Source organism: Aquisalimonas lutea (assembly GCF_030409225.1).
In the GTDB taxonomy this organism is placed as follows: domain Bacteria; phylum Pseudomonadota; class Gammaproteobacteria; order Nitrococcales; family Aquisalimonadaceae; genus Aquisalimonas; species Aquisalimonas lutea.
Genome location: NZ_JAUFPK010000001.1, coordinates 1120191 through 1133871, shown reverse-complemented (window position 1 = coordinate 1133871; position 13681 = coordinate 1120191). Strand labels below are relative to the sequence as shown.

General features: G+C 59.9%; 11 protein-coding genes, 1 tRNA gene and 2 rRNA genes (1 of these 14 running past the window's edge). 7 read left to right on the top strand and 7 right to left on the bottom strand.

Going from position 1 to position 13681, the window contains the following annotated elements:
• The first annotated feature begins 52 nt into the window (after window positions 1-52).
• The 7 genes from QWY84_RS05355 (at window position 53) to QWY84_RS05330 (ending at window position 7687) form a co-directional block, all read left to right on the top strand.
• The gene (locus tag QWY84_RS05355; RefSeq protein WP_290201411.1) at window positions 53-640 is read left to right on the top strand and encodes a hypothetical protein; all 588 of its coding nucleotides are present in this window, start codon (window positions 53-55) and stop codon (window positions 638-640) included.
• A gap of 186 nt (window positions 641-826) precedes the next feature.
• On the top strand, window positions 827-2314 hold the full coding sequence (locus tag QWY84_RS05350; protein WP_290201410.1) for an exonuclease domain-containing protein: 1488 nt from the start codon (window positions 827-829) through the stop codon (window positions 2312-2314).
• 347 nt (window positions 2315-2661) lie between these two features.
• Entirely contained in the window at window positions 2662-3279 is a 618-nt protein-coding gene (locus tag QWY84_RS05345; protein WP_290201409.1) for a hypothetical protein, read from the top strand.
• Window positions 3280-3626: 347 nt separating this feature from the next.
• Window positions 3627-4481 carry a retron St85 family effector protein gene (locus QWY84_RS20045; RefSeq protein ID WP_353959870.1) on the top strand — a complete coding sequence of 285 codons (855 nt, stop codon included), beginning with the start codon at window positions 3627-3629 and terminating at the stop codon, window positions 4479-4481.
• A gap of 226 nt (window positions 4482-4707) precedes the next feature.
• Window positions 4708-5592: a reverse transcriptase domain-containing protein gene (locus QWY84_RS05340; RefSeq protein WP_290201408.1), complete on the top strand. Its 885-nt coding sequence runs from the start codon at window positions 4708-4710 to the stop codon at window positions 5590-5592.
• A gap of 552 nt (window positions 5593-6144) precedes the next feature.
• Window positions 6145-7224, top strand: coding sequence for a helix-turn-helix domain-containing protein (locus QWY84_RS05335; RefSeq protein ID WP_290201407.1), 1080 nt, complete (start codon window positions 6145-6147; stop codon window positions 7222-7224).
• Complete coding sequence (locus QWY84_RS05330; protein ID WP_290201406.1) at window positions 7205-7687, top strand: PIN domain-containing protein; 483 nt, start codon at window positions 7205-7207, stop codon at window positions 7685-7687. Before QWY84_RS05335 ends, QWY84_RS05330 begins: the two co-directional genes overlap by 20 nt.
• A 148-nt stretch (window positions 7688-7835) precedes the next feature.
• Here QWY84_RS05330 and QWY84_RS05325 read toward each other — a convergent pair.
• The 7 genes from QWY84_RS05325 to QWY84_RS05295 form a co-directional block, all read right to left on the bottom strand.
• Window positions 7836-7911, bottom strand: a tRNA-Thr gene (locus QWY84_RS05325).
• A 60-nt stretch (window positions 7912-7971) separates the two neighbouring features.
• The gene (locus QWY84_RS05320) at window positions 7972-8682 is read right to left on the bottom strand and encodes an SPOR domain-containing protein (RefSeq protein ID WP_290201405.1); all 711 of its coding nucleotides are present in this window, start codon (window positions 8680-8682) and stop codon (window positions 7972-7974) included.
• Window positions 8679-9425: a type III pantothenate kinase gene (locus QWY84_RS05315; RefSeq protein WP_290201404.1), complete on the bottom strand. Its 747-nt coding sequence runs from the start codon at window positions 9423-9425 to the stop codon at window positions 8679-8681. Before QWY84_RS05315 ends, QWY84_RS05320 begins: the two co-directional genes overlap by 4 nt.
• A complete protein-coding gene (birA, locus tag QWY84_RS05310) occupies window positions 9422-10390 on the bottom strand; it encodes a bifunctional biotin--[acetyl-CoA-carboxylase] ligase/biotin operon repressor BirA (RefSeq protein WP_290201403.1) in 969 nt (322 codons plus the stop codon). The genes QWY84_RS05315 and birA overlap by 4 nt, the downstream gene beginning before the upstream one ends.
• A 1-nt stretch (window position 10391) precedes the next feature.
• A complete protein-coding gene (locus tag QWY84_RS05305) occupies window positions 10392-11735 on the bottom strand; it encodes a M18 family aminopeptidase (protein WP_290201402.1) in 1344 nt (447 codons plus the stop codon).
• Between the two features lie 101 nt (window positions 11736-11836).
• A 5S ribosomal RNA gene (gene rrf, locus QWY84_RS05300) occupies window positions 11837-11953 on the bottom strand.
• A gap of 109 nt (window positions 11954-12062) precedes the next feature.
• Window positions 12063-13681 (bottom strand): 23S ribosomal RNA (locus QWY84_RS05295); it runs 1266 nt beyond the window's last position.

Here is a 13681-nt window from a genome sequence, read left to right as displayed (position 1 = left end):
AGCGGCCGCCCCCGGACGCAAAGCGGCCATCCCGCGCGGACGAGTTCGACCCATGATCCCGCTCTGGCTTAAGCTCGCTTACACCGCCGGTGCCGTCGGCATCCTGGTCGTCTACTGGTTCCGCTACGGGCCGGGCAACTACCTGTGGTTCTCCGATATCGCGCTGATCGTCACGATCCCGGCGTTGTGGCTGGAGAGCGCTCTGCTGGCGAGCATGATGGCGGTGAGCGTGCTGCTGCCGGAGGCGTTGTGGAACCTGAGCTTCTTCGGCCGTCTGCTGACCGGACGGCGCATCAGCGGGCTGACCGAGTACATGTTCGAGCCCCAGCGCCCGCGGTACCTGAGGGCGCTGTCCCTGTTCCACGTTCCGCTGCCGATCATCCTCGCCTGGATGATCTCGGTCCTGGGCTACGATCCCCGCGCCCTGGCGCTGATGACGCTGCTCGCGTGGATCGTCCTGCCGGCGACGTATGTCCTCACCCCGCCGTCGCGGAACGTGAACTGGGTGCACGGACCCGGCGGCGAAGGGACACGACAGACACGCCTTCATCCACTGGCGTACCTGGGCGTTCTGATGGTGGCCTTCCCCGTCGTCGTATACCTACCGACGCACCTCCTGCTGCTGGTGCTGTTCGGGTGACACGAGAGCCGAAGACCAGGAGCTGAGCGAAGGCAACCCTGTCGCAACGCTCAAGACCAAGAACCTGGGCCTTTCAGCCGGCTCGAGGAAGCGCGCCCACGTCCTGAGTCCAAATGAGATTCACACGTTCTGGAATACCCTCGAGCAAGGAGGCGCAAGCAGCACACTCTCCAGGAAGGCTCGCTGATGCACGCGCTGCTGGACCGAGGCGGTTTGCTACCGACGGATGTCGGCTTCCAGATCGTCGTTCGCCGCATCCAGCGTGGACTCGAGCGGGTTTCCTGGAGAACTGTTGCCTCGGTGGCCTTGCATGCCCGGCTTTCACAGGGTTTCATCGTTACTAGGAGCAGTGGTAACCCCGGCTTGCCAGCGCCCTCAGCAACGGAGCTTGCCATGTACGCCGTAGTAGATACCGAAACGACTGGGCTCAGCCCAAGTCACGACCGAATCATCGAGCTTGCGGTAATCGGGCTGGATGCCGAAGGGTCCATGGAGTGGGAGTGGTGCTCATTGATCAACCCGGGACACGCGGGTACCGGCCACGGGCTGGCGGTACAGGTTCACCAGATCTACCCCAGGGACGTAGCGGACGCTCCGACATTCGCAGATTTCGCGGGGTACATTTCACGAATGCTGTCCGGGCGGGCGCTCATCGGACACAACGCCCGATTCGACTTGGGGATGCTTGCTGCCGAGTTCCAGCGACTGCACCAGGATTTACCTGAAGTCCCGCAGATCTGCACCTCGAACCTCGCCCGTGATCTCGGGTTTCGCCCCTATGGGCTCAAGGATTGCTGTGACGCCCTGTGCATTGACGTCGACGGAACGCACCACGCCTTGGCTGATGCCCGCGCAACTGCGCATCTCGCCCGAGTGCTGGTGGACTTCTCCAGCGAAACGATGCGAAGCGAAATCGCGACATGCGTGCGCTCACTGCAGCACTGGCCGCAAGTCCCAGTTGTCACCGAGACTCCGAAGACGCGACCGATACCGCCCGTCCGCGGCCGTGCCCTGTCTGCGCCCGGGACCGCAGACAGCAGGCGGAGTGCCGAAAATCCTGCGAAGGGTGAGGACCCACGCTCCGCGATTGATACCTTCTCAATCGCTGCTGACTGTCCCGAATCACGATACCTCTCCGCCGTCGAGTGGGTTCTCGAAGACCGTGAAATCTCGCCCGAGCAGAAGCAGGCGTTATCTGATCTCCGCGCCGAACTCAACCTTAGCGACGAGCAGGTCCACAACGTACACATGGCGTTCATTCGCGGGCTGGCGGGCAGCATGTGGGCCGACGATGTCTTATCAAACCATGAGCAGTTCGATCTCGACATCGTAGGCGGGCTGCTGAACTTGAGCTCGGAAGACGTCGAGTACGCTCGCGACAACCCGATCGAACTCGACTTGATCAACGAGGACTACATCCTGCCACCAGGTGCCAAAGTCGTCTTTACTGGCGAGATGTCCGTGCCAAGGTCAGACTGGACAGCTCGCGCCAAAGCGGCCGGGCTCCACGTCACAGGAACCGTATCAGGAAATACCGACTACCTAGTTGTCCCCTTTGGAGACACCGGATCGAGCAAGTCGCGCAAAGCCCGAGGCCTCGGCGTTCGCGTCGTCAGCGAGCAGCGCTTTCGTCGGATGATCGAACGGGCCGAGCGCGAATCGTCGTCCTGCTGATCGCTGCCGAGCATTACCCCGAAGCTAGCTGGCATCCCCCGGTATTTACCACCGGGCGGTACTCCGCGGTTCCCTTGCCCTCTGTCGACCCTAAGCGGACCTTCTCTTAACATCGGGCATCGTCCGCTTCCCCTTCTTTGGCGACGGTATAAACCATGCTGTCAAGTGCTTCGTTGGCGTCCACTACCCTTGCCGCGCTAATCTCCTGTCAATACGGCAGCAGCAAAAGCCGACCCGTTGAGATTTGGGTGTTATCACGCCGGCAGAGTGATGAATCATCATGAGGGCGATTGGCTCACTATTAGGAATTCTGAATGGAGTAACAAGTTATGCTGGAAACCCTATCCATGGATCAGGCATATTCCCTCTACCAGCAAAGATTAGCGGCTCATTACGAAATTATAAAATACTTTGAAACGAAAAACATTGAGCAATATGTAGACTTGGCTCTAGGTATATCGAGACCGGAGGGTAATTACAGCGCAGCAGAGCATAAGATAGGTCCGCAGGTTCTAACTCATAACCCCAAGGCCTTGGTGTACAATTTGGCTATCCAATTAGGTAACCTTAAGGATTCCTATCACGTTCCTGTTACAATATATCGCGCCAACATACCTTATCTTAGAATAAGTCTGGGTTCCGAAATGGCAATGATGCTGAACCCCGATAAATACTGGGTGGGTAACGTTAGAACGATATATACACATTTAGTGCTCAAACATAACGGGAATCGAAGTATGGCGGATGAAGAACTCCGACTGTACCGAGAACCTGATGGCAGTCGTCCATCACAGATGGAATATCGAATCTGGAGAGATATCTACTTATCGTTAGAAGCCAGTCTGAGAAAGGTTGCTAGACTAGGTAGCGATGAAGCAACCAAGCAGAAGGCGCCAAGTGGTAAGCATGTATTCATGTGGGCTGACGCAATCAGTTCATGCGTATATGACAACAACCAGGCCTGACAATCGTAGCCACGGCCACCATTACCTATGCTCCGTCGTCGCTCCGGCCCGCGCTATTGTCAAGGCCGCGCCGAGCAACGGGGCTGCCCAGCCACAATTGCAGGAGCATCGACTGCAGATAAGCACAGCCAAGGTCCGCCACCTTACTGCAACCCCGTTCTCTTTGAGGGGACGTGCATGCGGCTCCCTTCGTCGGTACCCAAAGGCAATCACTTAACGGCTTCGCAAAACCTTCCGCTTGCTCTAACCTGTAACCAAGCAGGCGATGCAACAGCTAGCGCCTCCTCGAATCAACGGCAACAAGAAGACTATCGTTGTCTGCCACAGCACCTGCGTGAGCGAATATTATGCCACTAATAGATCCTACGCTACTGATCGAGTCTTGCCGGCGACAGCCCCTGGAGATCTTTTGTTGTGGTCCTGGAATACAACATCCACTCTATGACCTTCGTAGTGAACTAAAAAGGCATCTTGAAGAGCAGTATCAGGTCACCGTTGTCTTTGGCGAGGAGCTAGATCGCATCACGACGAAGCCATCTACGCAGGCTGTCGACTTACAGACGCTTGAGGCAAGATATGCTCACTTGGTCGATTTCACTGTCCTAATGTTAGAGTCTCCAGGATCTATCGCCGAACTCGGAACGTTCACCATGACAGACAACATTCGTCCGAGACTTTACACTGCCGTGGATCAGTCTTTCTACGGTGACTCCAGTTACATCGCCCGAGGCCCCCTAAGCATTTTGTCTGCGCACAGTCCGGCAAACGTTATTTATTATTCAAGAAAGTCCAAAACCACACTTCTATCCGGATTGGATTTTCCTGTCTGTCTCCATAAGTACTTGGCACACTCCGTCCCCCGCTACGACTTTGAGGCAAAGTTGAGGTTCCGGGCCAAACGTCCTCCAGAATCCGGGCATTACTCCGCAATTACCAAGAAGCATCGTGACGACTTCATAGCAAAGTGTGTTCTCGTGGCTGTTAACGTGTTACACAACCCTACTTTTGCTGAGTTAGTTAACGAGCTTCGCACTAGTCCGGATGAAGTATCTCATGGGCTGAAGAAGCTGTTCCAAGCGGGCCATATTAAGAAGACCGGCAGCGGAGAGTACGTTGCCACGCCACCCATGGCCAGCGGCGCGCTTGCCCCTTTCAGCACGACGGCAGTGAGTCGCCGCCGCGCCAGAGTTCTCGCGGCTTGACGTCACCGGTTATCACAAGACACAGTGAGGGGGCCCTTAGGGGATCTTTGCAAAGCGCAAGGAACCGCGATGAATCGTCGCGGGTTAGAAAAGAACGCAGAGTGTCTGCTTCGCATGAGGCGCTTGGGCCGCCGGGCCCAACCGCTCATGCGAATCATCCAAGTAAGACGACTAGGTAAGGGCAGGTGTGGACGGGGTGCGACCCAGCAACTTAATGGAACTCTCTATGGAGCTTGGGTTTGCACCCCAGCACCTTTTTAGACTTGCCCACTCGCGTGATTACCTGTATTTGACGGCAGAAATACCTAAAAAGTCCGGAGAAGGAAAAAGACAAATACGCATCCCAACCACAGAGTTAAAAGGGGTGCAGCGGGCAATATACAAAACCTACCTTAAGAGCGTACCACCAAGCGATTATGCTTTCGCATTTAGAGAAGGTTATAGCATCGTCGGTGCAGCCAAAAAAATTGCCGGAAGAAATGGGCTCTTAAAAGTAGATATCCGTGATTTTTTTCCTTCAATTACTGAGCGCCGTGTATTTGGACTTTATGCGTCCTTAGGTTTTAACACTAAGGTGTCGTACATATTAACTAGGCTTTCGACTTTTGAGGGGTGCTTGGTTCAAGGCTCCCCCACCAGCCCTTCCATTAGCAATCTGATCTGCAAGACTCTCGACCGTGATCTTTCCCGTTTTTCCACGCGCTGGGGCCTTAGTTATTTGAGGTATTCAGATGATATGTTTTTCTGGGGTCCAAAACATTTTTCCTACAGGAAGATTCTTCCGTTTGTCGAAAGAATCGTGTCTGATCATGGGTTTTATCTAAACCACGACAAGACACGTTATCACCCCCCAGAACAACCTAGGTACGTGCTAGGGTTGAGCGCTCATAATAAGGATGTCGCTATCCCGCGAGTGGCTCGTAGAAATATGCGAGCTGCTTTCTTTCGTGCTTCAAGAAATCTTAAATGGGCACGGGATAATCTGAACCACCTTTCAGGCCTTGCAGAATGGCATAAATGCGTCTATGGAAAGGATAAAACATACTTTGAATATCAGAGAATAATTCGAAATATCATGGAGATTCAACTTCACGAGCCGTACGAAATCTAGCAAGTTCCGTAAGCTCATGATTATAGAACGACAGTGATGGCCACCCTAGATCGCTATCATGATCTTTCAAGGCGGGTTACGCCTAGCCCTGGAAAATTGACACCGGGGGAGACCTCCTTTATGGCCTGCTCCAGAGCGGACGCTGGTGGATGCCGTGCGGAGGTCAGCAACGGGTCGATCTCAGACCTACTCCCTACCTCTTCGTAGGCTAGTCGAAGAACGAACCTCAACAAGATCAGAAGGTGCTACGACGGTGGCTACTGGTGCGCCTCTCTGGCAGAAGCTGAGCACCGATAGAATCGCATCGTCGACCGCTCCTCGTGCTTGCAGGATTAAGTACAGGCAAAGCCCCAGTCTCGAGAAATGGAAAAGTCCGAAGCCCCGGAACCGACCGTAACCTATCCAACCTGTTAAGAGAACGGTTGACCAACAGCTCCAAACGACACATTCCTCGTCACTCGGGCATTGACACTCGCCTGGGGTATACGCTGGCTACCTATATATTTACAATTTCCGATGGATATGTAGATTTTGTAAACCCGCGAGGTCCACATGATCGGCAACCGCATTCAGCGGGCGCGCAAGGCCGCCGGCATATCGCTACGGGCGCTTGCCGAACAGACCGGGGTCAGCCATACCGCCTTGAACAAGTTCGAGCACGGGACGCTCACTCCCTCGTCCGCTCAGCTCATCAAGATCGGGCGAGTGCTTGGGGTCCGGTCGGAGTATTTCCTTCGTCCTGACCGCGTAGAGGTGGAACTCGAGGAAATCGAGTACCGCAAACACTCCAAGACACCCAAAAAGGTGCTGGATCGCATTACGGCGAACGTTCTGGACCAAGCGGAACGCTGGATTGAGTTGCTTGATCTCTATCCGGTGCCACCCATTCGTACCTTTGCGGTTCCGGACTCCATTCCCGAGGAGATCTCGGATTACGAACAGCTCGAGATCGTCGCGGAGCGTGTCCGCGAAGAGTGGGAACTCGGCGAGAACCCGATCCCGGACCTCATCGACACGCTGGAGAGCCAGGGCCTCCTGGTTATCCTGACCGAGATCCCCCCGGAAGCGCGGTTCGACGGACTGGCCGGGAATGTTGGCGAGCAGCATGTGATCGTTGTCTCCAAGGACATTTCTGGGGATCGGCAGCGCCTCACACTAGCCCATGAGCTGGGGCACCGGCTGCTGGCCGGCCGATTGAAGGATACTGTGGACGAAGAGAAGGCCTGTCAGCGATTCGCGGGAGCGTTTCTCCTTCCAGCCCGTGCCGTCCGCGAACACCTGGGAGATCACCGTCGTGCACTTGAGTGGCGTGAACTCTATCTGCTGAAGCGCGAGTTCGGCATCAGTATGGCGGCGGGTCTGGTCCGAGCCGCTCAGGCGGGAATCATCGGTGAGGATCTCAAGAAGCGAATGTTCGCAGGACTACGCAAGCATGGTTGGCACAAGGGCGAGCCCGGCGAGCCCGTCAAGCAGGAAAGTTCGGTCCTGTTCGAGCAACTCGTCTACCGCGCCCTTGCGGAGGACGTTATTGGCCAGTCGAAGGCCGCCGAGTTGCTGAACCTGTCAGCCAGTCAGTTCCAGAAGAACCGATCACTGACGGAGACCGGAACGGATGCCGCTGCTCATCAGTGACGCCAACGTCCTCATTGATATGGAGGTGGGCGAGCTGCTGGAACTCATGTTCGCCCTGCCCCACGAGTTCGCCACCCCAGACCTTCTGTACACGGACGAACTGGAGGAACATCATCCCGACCTTCCGCGACTCGGGTTACATCTGCGTGAACTCGACGGCGATGGCATTGATGCGGCCACGGCATTCCGGCAACGGTATAGGGGAGTCAGCACGTACGACTGCCTGGCCCTTGCACTTGCAGTGAACATCAACTGCCGTCTGATGACCGGGGATTCGACTCTTCGGCATGCCGCGAGACAGGAAGGAGTGGAAGTGGCGGGGACGCTGTGGCTGATTGAGGAGCTGATCAGGCACGAGTTCATAGACGCAAGACAGGCCAGGAACGCGTTCGACCGCATGCAACAAAACGGGCGTCGACTCCCTTGGCAAGAGGTCGACGCGCTGATTCGGAGGCACCAGTAGGCGAAGCTGGCAGGATTGGCCTTTTGCAATTGCCCGCATGGCGCCAAGAAGCAGCTACTCGGCTGCTAATAGCGGGGATTTGGCTTGTGACTATTTGCGGCCATGCAGTGCATCGGCTAAAGCGAAAACGGCCAGGTTCTTGAAATATTGGAGCTGGCGACAGGAGTCGAACCTGCGACCGGCTGATTACAAATCAGCTGCTCTACCAACTGAGCTACGCCAGCGTCGGAAGGTGCGCCCTGCGTCGGGCGTATCGATATGATCCACCGTAAGCGGAGTCGAGTTCAAGTCTCGGGCGCCCGGCAGTCTTCGGCTTCGCGCCAGTCGCCGTCGGGTAGATCGTCGGCCGAACCGACCCGTGCCAGGACCCGGTAACGCGAGGTGGTCCGGTAGCGCTCGGCGACCTCGGCGGCATAGCCCAGCTCCCGGACGTCCTCCTGGCGGCGCTCCGCCCGTTCCCGCGTGCTGAACACGCCCAGCGAGACCGCGTGCTGCTGCTCGCCTTCGCCGCCGACGTAGCCGTAGTCGCTGACACCCTCTTCGGCGAGGCGATCCATGGTCGCCTGGGCTTCGTCCACGGACTCCGGGTCGGGCAGGTAGACCCAGAAGCCGACCCATTCGCGCCCCGAGACGGTGTTCACCTCGGCTGTCCCGCCGGCGTCGGTTACTGCATCGGCCAGGTTTCCGGCCGCCTCCTCCTGATCCAGGACGGCGACACGGCATTCCCGGGCCGCAGTGCCACCCGGTGAGGGGGACCCGCTGTCATCATCGCTATCGCCGCCGGCCGACTCCGTAGTGGACGCCTCTGCGGTGGTAGCCTCGTCCGTGCCCGTTGAGCCGACGTCGCTGCGCATGGCTTGCTCCTCATCCAGGAGCTGCAGCGAGCCGTCGGCGGGGCGGGGCGGCTGGGCCGGCGGTGGATCGGACGCGGGCAGCGTCCAGACCAGCAGAACGACCACGTTGAGGGCCAGCAGCAGAACGCAGAACGCCCTCATGATCCGCTCTCGATCCCGACCGCCATACCGGTGAAGACAAGATCGGCATCGACCTGCCACCGGCCGCTCAGCGCGGCGGCGACGGTCGGTGCGTCACCACCGGTAATCAGCCCCCGGGTCACGCCGCCGGCCTCGTCACAGCGCATCTTGAAGCTGTCGATGGCGGCGACCAGCCCGTGGAAGGTACCCGCACGGATGGCGGTGGGCGTGTCGGCCGCCAGGGCCGGTAGCGGCCCATCGCCGGGGTCCGCCAGGCGATGGGCGCCCAGGGACAGCGCTCGGCGAGCCAGCGACAGCCCCGGCAGGATGACGCCGCCGGCGTGTCGGCCGTCCGCCTCCAGGACGTCCAGCGTCACGGCGGTGCCGCAATCGGCAATGCACAGGCGCCCTTCGTATCGCGCATGCCCCCCCAGCAGGGCGGCCCAGCGGTCCGCTCCCAGGTTGCCGGGCTCGGCGTAGGCGTTGCGCACGCCCGCACCCTCGGCGGCGGTGCGGAAATGCTCAAGCGTGCATCCATAGCGCACGCGCAGCCGTTCCTCCAGCGGTGCCAGCACTGCCGGCGTGGCCACGCTGCAGGCGACGGCGCGCTCCGGGGCATGCGGCAGATCTGCCACGGCCGCCAGGAGGTGATCGGGCAGCCGGCCTTCGCCGGTGTACGCCGCGCCACCGGCGGCAACAACGGTATCGCCGTCCCGCAGCTGCCATTTGCAGCGGGAGTTGCCGAGATCGAACAGGAGCATCATGACACCGGCCGCACGGAAACTTCCCCGGCGCTCCAGGGCTCGCAGCCCTGGCCCCGATCCAGCAGAAGGCAGCCGGTGGCGTCAACGCCGCAGGCGCTGCCCTGCAGTTGCTGGTTGCCGACGTACAGCGTTACCCGCCGGCCCTGGAGAATGTCGAAGCGTGGCCACTGGTCGGCGAAGGGACCGAAGCCTTCGGCGGCGAAGCGGGTGAGGCAGTCCACCAGGGCGTCCAGCACCGCGGCCGCCAGGCGATTGCGGCCGAGCCAGTCCCCCATGTGAGGTCGCAGGGCCGTCCAAGGCTGGTCGATGTCCGCGGCGTCGTCCATCTCGAGGTTGAGGCCGAGGCCGATGACCACCGTGCACGGGCCGGCGGGCTCGCCCTGGAGCTCGACCAGCACGCCCCCGAGCTTGTCGTCGCCGACCATGAGATCATTGGGCCACTTGAGACCGATGCCTTCGGCTCCTAGGCGCGTCAGTGCCTCTGCCACCGCCATGCCGACGACGAGGCTCAGGCCCGCCATGCCGCCCGGCACGTCTTCAAAGCGCCACGCGAGACTCATGTACAGGTTGCGCCCGAACGGCGAGTGCCAGGGGCGCCCGCGACGGCCGCGCCCGGCCAGCTGCGCCTCGGCAAGCAGGGCGCACGGCGTGCGCAGCTCGTCCAGGCGCGTGAACAGGCGGCGGTTGGTGGAGTCCACGGCGCGCTCGACGCGCACCTCGGCGAGATGGCTGCGCGCGGCCGCCCCCAGCGACGCCTGGATGGCCTCCGGGTCCAGCCGTTCCATGGGAGCAGCCAGGCAGTAGCCCCGTCCGGCGCCGGAGCGCACCGGAGCGCCTTCCTTGCGGAGCTGCCGGATCAGCTTCCACACGGCCGCCCGGGTCACGCCGAGATGCTGACCCAGGGCCTCGCCGGAGTGCTCCCGGCCGTCGGCAAGGCAATCAAGCAGCGCGTCGGCCCGGTCCATGTCAGCGCTCCTCCGGGCAGGGGAGCGACGGGCGGTCGAGGAAGCGGCGCATGACCGCGATCATGCGCGCGTGGTCCAGGGCGCCGGCGCTCTCGCGGATACTGTGCATGGACCACATGGGATTGCCCACATCGACGGTGCGCACCCCGAGGGAAGCGCCGGTAATGGGACCGATCGTGGTGCCGCAGGGAATGTCGTTACGGTGGACGTACTTCTGGCAGGGCACTCCAGCCTCGTCGCAGAGTACCATGAATGCGGCTTCCGCCCCGGCGTCGGTGGAATAGCGCTGCTGGGCGTTGACCTTGATGGTGGGACCGCCGTTGACCATGGCCCGGTTCTCGGCATCGTAGTAGCCGGGAAACCCCGGGTGGTAGGCATGGGCCATGTCGGCGCTGAGCACCATGCTGTTGGCCAGGGCCCGGTGGTAGACCGAACCGGCGTCGTCGCCCCGATCAGCGGCGATCCGCTGGAGCACGTCGACGAGGAATGTCCCCTGGGCCCCCTTGAAGCTGTGGCTCCCCACCTCTTCGTGATCGAAGCATGCCAGCACCGCCACCCCGGAGATATCGCCGGGATCGATGGTCGTGAGCGCGTCCAGGCCGGCGTGGCAGGAAGCGAGATTGTCCAGCTGGGGCGCGGCGATGAACTCGTCGTCCAGACCGAAGAACGAGCCCGCCTGGGTATCGGCGACAGCGAGCTCCCACGCCAGGATGTCGGCGGCCGAAACGGCCAGCGCCGCGGCAATGGTATCGCGCAGGGCGTCGCTGTCCGGGGCCGACTCGTGGAGCGTGCCGAGAATCAGCGCCAGCTCGTCGTGCTGCTGAAAGCGCAGGCCGTCCTGGTTCACCTGGCGGTTCAGATGGATGGCGGCGTTGGGCAGGCGCATCACCGGACCGGCGGACTGATACAGGTAGGGCACCACGGAGCCGGAGTCCGGATCGCGCGCCATGACCCGGCCGGCGACCTTCAGATCCCGGTCGGCGAACGTTGCCACGATCGGCCCGCCGTAGATCTCCACCGCTGCACGCCGGTGATCGCCGCCGGCGGTGCTGCCCGCCGGCTTGATTCGGAAGCCCGGGGAGTCGGTATGCGCACCGATAATGCGATAGCCGTGCGCAGCCAGGTCGCCCTGTCCCACGACAAAGGCCGCCACGGTGGAGTCATCCCGGATGACATAGTACTTGCCGCCTCTGGCGAGCTCCCAGTGCTCACGCTCCTCCAGCCGCTGGAACCCGGCGTTGTCGAGCTGCCTGCACATGGAGGCGACCGCGTGCCAGGGGCTCGGGCTGACGTTGACGAACTCCAGCAGCCTGGCCGCTGCGTCGCGGGGATTGTCGTTATCCATGGATTCGGGCACCCGTACGGTCACGTTCGCTGGTCATCAGGCACAGAATACCAACCAAAAAAAAACCCCGCAGCGCGCACGCTGCGGGGTTTCGATGAGGCGCCTGGCGATGACCTACTTTCGCACGACAGCGTGGCCGCACTATCATCGGCGCTAAGCGGTTTCACTTCCGAGTTCGGAATGGATTCGGGTGGTTCCCGCTTGCTATGGTCGCCAGGCAAACTGGCTCACTGAACGGCGGCACTCGCCGCCGTCCGCGAATTTGGAAAGTTGCTGGATCGCGCATGTCACACGCATGCAGGCCGCACCCGACTTTTTGGGTGTTATATGGCCAAGCCTCACGAGCAATTAGTACCGGTTAGCTTCAGCCATTACTGACCTTCCACACCCGGCCTATCAACGTCGTCGTCTTCGACGGCTCTTCAGGGGTCTCAAGGACCCAGGGAGATCTCATCTTGGGAAGGGCTTCCCGCTTAGATGCTTTCAGCGGTTATCCCGTCCGCACGTAGCTACCCGGCAGTGCCACTGGCGTGACAACCGGAACACCAGAGGTGCGTCCACTCCGGTCCTCTCGTACTAGGAGCAGAGTCCCTCAAATCTCCGACGCCCACGGCAGATAGGGACCGAACTGTCTCACGACGTTCTAAACCCAGCTCGCGTACCACTTTAAATGGCGAACAGCCATACCCTTGGGACCTGCTACAGCCCCAGGATGTGATGAGCCGACATCGAGGTGCCAAACTCCTCCGTCGATGTGGACTCTTGGGAGGAATCAGCCTGTTATCCCCGGAGTACCTTTTATCCGTTGAGCGATGGCCCTTCCATACAGAACCACCGGATCACTAAGGCCTGCTTTCGCACCTGCTCGACTTGTCAGTCTCGCAGTTAAGCACCCTTCTGCCTTTACACGCACTGCACGATTTCCGACCGTGCTGAGGGTACCTTCGCACTCCTCCGTTACTCTTTGGGAGGAGACCGCCCCAGTCAAACTACCCACCACACACTGTCCCTGATCCGGATAACGGATCGAGGTTAGAACCTCGAACATGCCAGGGTGGTATCTCAAGGGTGGCTCCACTGGAACTAGCGTCCCAGCTTCGAAGCCTCCCACCTATCCTGCACAGGCAGGCTCAAAGTTCAGTGTGAAGCTATAGTAAAGGTTCACGGGGTCTTTCCGTCTTGCCGCGGGTACACTGCATCTTCACAGCGATTTCAATTTCACTGAGTCTCGGGTGGAGACAGCGGGGCCATCGTTACGCCATTCGTGCAGGTCGGAACTTACCCGACAAGGAATTTCGCTACCTTAGGACCGTTATAGTTACGGCCGCCGTTTACCGGGGCTTCGATCAAGAGCTTCGCCCGAGGGCTAACCCCATCACTTAACCTTCCGGCACCGGGCAGGCGTCATACCCTATACGTCGTCTTGCGACTTTGCAGAGTACTGTGTTTTTAGTAAACAGTCGCAGCCCCCTGGTCACTGCGGCCTCCCTCGGCTCCGGCCGCAAGGGCCTTCACCTAATAGAGGCGTACCTTCTCCCGAAGTTACGGTACCATTTTGCCTAGTTCCTTCACCCGAGTTCTCTCAAGCGCCTTGGGATTCTCACCCTGCCCACCTGTGTTGGTTATGGGTACGGTCGTCTGTTACCTGTAGCTTAGAGGATTTTCCTGGAAGCATGGCATCGGTCACTTCGCTCCCTTGGGAGCTCGTCATCACACCTCAGGATTGTGCCCCCGGATTTGCCTAAGGGCACTCCCTACATGCTTGAACCGGACACCAACAGCCGGATGACGTAGCCTTCTCCGTCCCCCCATCGCAGTAACAGCCGGTACAGGAATATTAACCTGTTTCCCATCGACTACGGCTTTCGCCCTCGCCTTAGGGGCCGACTAACCCTGCGCCGATTAGCGTTGCGCAGGAAACCTTGGGCTTTCGGCGTGGGGGTTTT